Annotated in this window: 8 protein-coding genes; 3 read left to right on the plus strand and 5 right to left on the minus strand. The window is 68.8% G+C overall.

Annotation, left to right across the window (positions count from 1 at the left end; genetic code table 11):
• The coding region (locus B2Y21_RS06490; protein ID WP_292058106.1) for a hypothetical protein at positions 1-222 on the minus strand (222 nt) is incomplete at its 3' end.
• Between the two features lie 252 nt (positions 223-474).
• Between B2Y21_RS06490 and B2Y21_RS06495 the strand changes: the two genes are divergently transcribed.
• Entirely contained in the window at positions 475-846 is a 372-nt protein-coding gene (locus B2Y21_RS06495) for a DUF983 domain-containing protein (protein ID WP_292058119.1), read from the plus strand.
• A gap of 27 nt (positions 847-873) precedes the next feature.
• Here the strand turns inward: B2Y21_RS06495 and B2Y21_RS06500 are convergent, their stop codons facing one another.
• Entirely contained in the window at positions 874-2190 is a 1317-nt protein-coding gene (locus B2Y21_RS06500) for a metal-dependent hydrolase family protein (protein WP_292058108.1), read from the minus strand.
• A 126-nt stretch (positions 2191-2316) separates the two neighbouring features.
• Between B2Y21_RS06500 and B2Y21_RS06505 the strand changes: the two genes are divergently transcribed.
• Positions 2317-3015, plus strand: coding sequence for a murein L,D-transpeptidase catalytic domain-containing protein (locus B2Y21_RS06505; protein ID WP_125899986.1), 699 nt, complete (start codon positions 2317-2319; stop codon positions 3013-3015).
• Positions 3016-3160: 145 nt separating this feature from the next.
• Here the strand turns inward: B2Y21_RS06505 and purD are convergent, their stop codons facing one another.
• From purD to B2Y21_RS06520, 3 genes are all read right to left on the minus strand, one after another.
• Entirely contained in the window at positions 3161-4438 is a 1278-nt protein-coding gene (gene purD, locus B2Y21_RS06510) for a phosphoribosylamine--glycine ligase (RefSeq protein WP_292058112.1), read from the minus strand.
• 73 nt (positions 4439-4511) lie between these two features.
• On the minus strand, positions 4512-4931 hold the full coding sequence (locus tag B2Y21_RS06515; RefSeq protein ID WP_292058113.1) for a PRC-barrel domain-containing protein: 420 nt from the start codon (positions 4929-4931) through the stop codon (positions 4512-4514).
• Positions 4932-4946: 15 nt separating this feature from the next.
• Positions 4947-5219 (minus strand): hypothetical protein, encoded by a 273-nt coding sequence (locus B2Y21_RS06520; protein WP_292058115.1) that lies wholly within the window; start codon positions 5217-5219, stop codon positions 4947-4949.
• Here B2Y21_RS06520 and xseA point away from each other — a divergent pair.
• A partial coding sequence (xseA, locus tag B2Y21_RS06525; RefSeq protein WP_292058117.1) for an exodeoxyribonuclease VII large subunit occupies positions 5218-6093 on the plus strand: 876 nt, incomplete at its 3' end. The genes B2Y21_RS06520 and xseA overlap by 2 nt on opposite strands.

The following is a 6093-nucleotide window of genomic DNA, read 5'->3' on the forward strand; positions in this document are numbered from 1 at the left end:
GACGACGGTGCGGCCGTCCTGGCGCACCCGCGCGCGCGATCCCACGACCCCGGCGAACTCGATCTTGGTGAAGCCGGCGTTGGCGCCGATACGGATCTCGACCGGCGCGCCGGCCTGGGCCAGCGAGGGCGCCGGGGCCAGGGGCGCGAAGACGACGACGCCCGCCGCGGCGGCCGCCACGGTCGTCTGCAGAACGCGCTTCTTGGCGGTGGCCCCGGACATATCGCGCGCATGCTCGCGCGAAGGGCTTTAATCGCGGTTAACGGGGCTTAAATCGCAGAAAACAAAGCCCTGCCCGCCAACCTTCCCACGTGGATAGGACAAAACACCCGCTTGCGTCCGGGCGCCCGAAGGCCGAAACCATCAGCCATCGTTCTTTTCAGGAACAGCCTCGTGTCCGACCCTGTCTATCCCCCGTTGAGCCCGCTCAAGACCGGCCTGCGCGCCCGCTGCCCCCGCTGCGGCGAGGGCCCGGTGTTCAAGGGTTATCTCAGCCTGCGCGAATCCTGCCCGGAGTGCGGCCTGGATTACAGCTTCGCCGATCCGGCGGACGGCCCGGCCTTCTTCGTCATGTGCGCGGTCGGCATCGTCGGCATGATCGCCTTCATGATCTTCGAGTTCACCGTGCACCCGCCGATCTGGGTCCACTTCGTCGTGACCTTCCCGATCCTGGCGGCCATGTGCCTGTGGGTGCTGCGGCCCTTCAAGGGCTGGATGGTGGCCGAACAGTATTTCCACAAGGCCGAGGAAGCCACCTTCGTCAGCGTCGGCAAGCACGGCGAAGGCTACGGCTGGCGCGGTCAGGCTGAGCGCGCCGCCAAGGCCGCCGCCCGCGACAAGGACTGAGCGGCGGCCTCTTTCTAGGCAGTCGGATCAGTCGGCCCGGAAGACCTGGCCGCCCTTCATCACGAAACGCACGCGCTCCAGTTCCGTGACGTCCGTCAGCGGATCGCCGCTGACCGCAACCAGGTCGGCGGGCATGCCCGGCGCCAGACGACCGGCTTCGTTCTGGATGCGCAGGTGCTCGGCGGCGCCGGTGGTGGCCGCCTGGATCGCCTCAAGCGGCGTCAGACCCGCGCGGACCAGCAAGGCGAACTCCCGAGCGTTGTCGCCGTGCGCCGAGACGCCCGAGTCGGTGCCGAAGGCGATCTTGACCCCGCCGCGATGGGCGCGCGCGGCCATGTCCAGCATCTTGGGTCCGGCTTCCAGCGCCTTGGCCGTCTGGGCCGGGGTGAAGAAGTTGTCCGGGCTGGAGGCGACGCGGGCCACGAAATCGCCCGCCATCAGCGTCGGCACCAGCCAGGCGTTGTTCGCCTTGAACATCCGGATGGAGTCGTCATCCAGATAGGTGCCGTGCTCAATCGAGTCGCCGCCCGCCTTCAGGAAGGCGTTGACGCCGTCGCCGCCGTGGGCGTGGGCGGTGACCTGGCGGCCCATGCGATGGGCGACCTCGACGATCGAAGCCAGCTCGTCTTCGGTGAACTGTTGCGCCAGACCTGCCGCCGTATTGGACAGGACGCCGCCGGTAGCCGTGATCTTGATGATGTCAGCGCCCGCGCGTACCTGCATGCGGACAGCGCGGCGGCAGTCTTCCGGACCCGAGCAGATGCTCTCGGGCGACATCAGGTGCAGGATGTCGTCGCGATAGCCGTTGACGTCGCCGTGGCCCCCGTGGACCGAGACGGCCGAACCGGCGGCGATGATGCGCGGTCCGGGCACGTCGCCCGTGCGAATGGCGTCGCGCAGGGCGAAGATGGATTCGTTCGTCGCCCCCAGGTCGGCCACCGTGGTGAAGCCCGCATTGAGCGTGCGCCGCGCATACCGCGCGCCGACCATCGCCTGGGCCGCGTTGGACTGCGTCAGTCCGTCGAGGCGCGAATTCGGGTTCGATTCGAAAGTCAGGTGGACGTGGCTGTCGATCAGTCCCGGCAGGACGAAGGCCGAGCGCAGGTCGACGACGTCGCCCTCGCCGACGAAGCCGTCGCGGATCTCGACGATCTGGTTCCCTTGGATCACGAGAGTTTTATCGCGCAGCACCCGGCCGCTGGCCGGATCGGCCAAAAGCCGCCCCACTTGAACGAACTTCGTCGGCTGTTCAGCAGAAACCGACGCAGGCGCCGGGGTTTGGCGCGCTTCGGCGCCGGTCGCGGCCAGAACGGCCGCGGTCACAATCAGGGCAAGCTTTTTCATTCATCCCTCCCGTTACTGAGGCGCGCAACATAACCGTTCCAATCTTTGCGCCAAGGCCAAGGTTGCCTTGCACGGACGGTTCATGAAACAAGCCGATACAGTTGTTTAACGTGCGAGGGGCGTCGCATGCGGCTTTCCAGACGTGGCTTGATCCTGGGCGGTTCGGCCCTGTTGGCGGGGTGTTCCTCCGCCGCCTCCACCACCAGCCTTCAGCTCGCCGGAGCCGTCGCGCCTACGCTTCCGACCCTGCCTGAGCGGGCGGCGGCGGCTCATGTTCAGGTCGCAGAGGCTGGAACGACGATCGATCCCCACGGCGTCGTCCGCAAGGATCTGCTCGAACGCGCCCGCGCCGCCATGGACGTGCACGGCCACAAGATCAGCCGTCGCGACCGCATGTATCTGGTCGATTTCCAGAAGTTCTCGGGCGAGGACCGCTTCTACGAGGTTGATCTGGAAGGCGGCTGGGTCACGGCCTATCGCACCAGCCACGGGCGCGGCTCGGACCCGGCGCATTCAGGCTATGCGCAGCAGTTCTCGAACCGTCCGGACAGCCATATGTCGTCCATCGGCGCCTACGCCACGGCGGGCGCCAGCTGGGGCAGCCAGCAGGGACCGAACGTCCTGCTGGACGGGCTGGAGTATTCCAACAACCTGGCGCGCGAACGGGCCATCATCATCCACGGCGCCGACTACGCCGACCCCGCCTTCCTGGCGCGCCAGGGCAAGCTGGGCCGGTCCTACGGCTGCTTCTCCGTGTCCCACGCCGACCTGATCCCCCTGCGCGAACGCATGGGCGAAGGTCGGCTGCTGTTCGCCATGACCTGACATAACGATCGTCACCCTCGGACTTGTTCCGAGGGCCTATCGTTCTACAGGCGCCGCATCGGGCTTAAGAGCGCGTCATAAGAACCAACCGCCGCGCCTAACGGCCGCCATGGGCCCTCGGGACAAGCCCGAGGGTGACGTAATTTTAGCGTGGCTCCAGCGCCCGCCAGCCGATGTCGGTGCGGTGGAAACCGCCCGGCCAGTCGATCTTGGCGATGGCCTCATAGGCGCGCTCGCGCGCCTGGGCCACGTCGTCGCCATAGGCGCAGACGTTCAGCACACGGCCGCCCGCCGCCGCCAGGGCGCCGTCGTCGCGCAGCTTGGTCCCCGCGTGGAAGACCTGGACGTGCGGGCCGAAGTCCTGATCCGCGCCCCGGATGACCGAGCCTTCCAGCGGGCTGTCGGGATAGCCCTTGGCCGCCAGCACCACGCAGATCACCACGCCCGGCTTGAACGCCGGGGCCGGCGCCTGGGTCAGGTCGCCGCGCGCGCAGGCCAGCAGCAGCGGCACGACATCGCCGTCGAACCGCATCATCAGCACCTGGCATTCCGGGTCGCCGAAACGGGCGTTGAACTCGACCACCTTGGGGCCTTCGGCCGTCGCCATAAGCCCGACATAGAGGACGCCGCGATAGGGGGCGCCTTCCTGGGCCATCTTCTGAATGGTCGGAACGACCACGCGGTCGTTCGCCGCCTGGGTGAAAGCCGCCGTGAAGACGGGCGCGGGTGAATAGGCGCCCATGCCGCCGGTGTTAGGGCCCAGATCGCCGTCGAAGGCGCGCTTGTGATCCTGGGCGCCGCCGAACAGCACGGCCCGCGTTCCGTCCGACAGGGCGAAGAGGGAGCCCTCCTCCCCGTCCATGAATTCCTCGATCACCACGCGCGACCCGGCCGAGCCGAACCGGCCGCCCAGCATCCGCTCGATCTCGGCCTCGGCGTCGGCGCGATCGGGGCTGATGGCCACGCCCTTGCCCGCCGCCAGGCCGTCGGCCTTGATGACGTAGGGAGCCGAATACTGGTCCAGCGCCGCCTTGGCCGAGGCGACGTCCTCATAGACGCCATAGCCCGCCGTCGGGATGCCGTGACGTTGCAGGAAGGCCTTGGAGAAGGCCTTCGACGTCTCCAGCTGCGCCGCCGCCTGCGTCGGGCCGAAGCAGGGAATGCCCGCCGCGTTCAGCCGGTCGGCCAGCCCCTCGGCCAGGGCCGATTCCGGGCCGACCACGACCAGGTCCGCCTTTATCTCGCGCGCCAGGGCCGCCAGGCCTTCGGCGTCAGTCGCCTTCAGGTCCGGGCGCATCTCGCCCAGCTTGGCCATGCCCGGATTACCGGGCGCGACGACGAGCCGCGTCACCAGCGGCGACTGGGCGATCTTCCAGGCCAGGGCGTGTTCGCGCCCCCCCGATCCGACGAGCAGAATGTTCATGGGGGCGGAATGGCCGCACGCGCCGTCCCGGTCAAGCGCCGGAAAGGGTTAGCGGCCCCTTGGGTCACGCAAATCAGGGAACCCAGGCGGGCAAGGCCTTCAACTGCGCCAGCGTCATGGTCGACACCAGGTCGTAGGCGTCGCCTTCCTTGCGGGTGGTCAGACCATCCAGCGGAATGCGCACCCAGCGCGGCCCCCCCTCGCCTGCCGGCTCGATGATCAGGCCGGTGACGGCGCCCGAGGCGTCCACATCGACCCGCTGGACATCGCCCAGATCGACGCCCGCCGGCGTGATGATGTCGGCGTCCTCCAACTGAGCCACGGTCAGGCCCAGCGCCATGACCCCGGCCGCAGCGGCGGGCGCGCCAGCCATGGTCGGCGCCGAGGCGGCGTCGGGCGAGGCCTCGGGCGTCTTATCGGGCTTGGCCGGCGGCTGCGAACAGGCCGCCAGCAGGGCCGCAGCCGAGGCGGCCGCGAACAAGGTCTTCATCATCGAACCCTCCTGTCTTTAGATCAGGGCCGAGACCACATAGACGCCGGCGCCGGCCAGAAGAATCAGCCCCAGAACCAGCCACGGGCTGAGCGTCGGATTGTTGCTGCGACGCGCCAGTTCGCGCTCGCGCGCCTGATCGGGCGGCAGGTCGTCGGCCGTCGGCTCTTCCGAAAACGGGTCTGGAGACTGCACCATGATCGGCGAACGCGCGCGGGGACGCGCCCGTTCCGCCACGCTTGCCGACCATGTCTTTGCGGGCGCGGCGGCGACGGCTAGGGTGTGCGCCATGACCTCCGACGACGACTACGCCTTCGAGGGCGCGGCACCGCAGCCCGCCCGCGACAACAATCCGCCGCTGTCGATCTCGGAGCTGAGCTTCGCCCTGAAGCGCACCCTGGAGGAACGCTTCGGCCATGTGCGGCTGCGCGGCGAGATCTCCAAGGTGAACCGCCACGCCTCGGGCCACGTCTATCTGACGCTGAAAGACGACAAATCGGCCATCGACGGCGTGATCTGGAAGGGCGTGGTGCGCGGTCTGGGCGTCCAGCCCGAGACGGGTCTGGAGGTCATCGTCACCGGCAAGATCACCTCCTATCCGGCGCGGTCCTCCTATCAGATCGTGATCGAGAGCATGGAGGCGGGGGGCGCGGGCGCCCTGCTGGCCCAGCTGGAGCGGCTGAAGGTCAAACTGCGGGACGAAGGCCTGTTCGACCCGGCGAAGAAGAAGGCCCTGCCGACCTTCCCCGCGACCATCGGCGTCATCACCAGCCCGACCGGCGCCGTCATCCGCGACATCCTGCACCGCATCGCAGAGCGCTGGCCCAGCCGCGTCATCGTCTGGCCGGTGGTGGTCCAGGGCGACGCCGCCAGCGGTCAGGTCGCCAACGCCATCCGCGGCTTCGACCAGATGACGCCCGACGGCCCGATCCCCCGTCCCGACCTGCTGATCGTCGCGCGCGGCGGCGGCTCGGTCGAGGATCTGTGGTGCTTCAACGACGAGGCCCTGGCCCGCACGGTCGCAGCCGCCCGCATCCCCATCATCTCGGCCGTGGGGCACGAGACCGACACCACCCTGATCGACTTCGTGTCGGACCGCCGCGCGCCGACCCCGACCGGCGCGGCCGAGATCGCCACGCCGGTGCTGGCCGACCTGCGCTGGGCG

The organism is Brevundimonas sp. UBA5936, from assembly GCA_002430835.1.
GTDB lineage: Bacteria > Pseudomonadota > Alphaproteobacteria > Caulobacterales > Caulobacteraceae > Brevundimonas.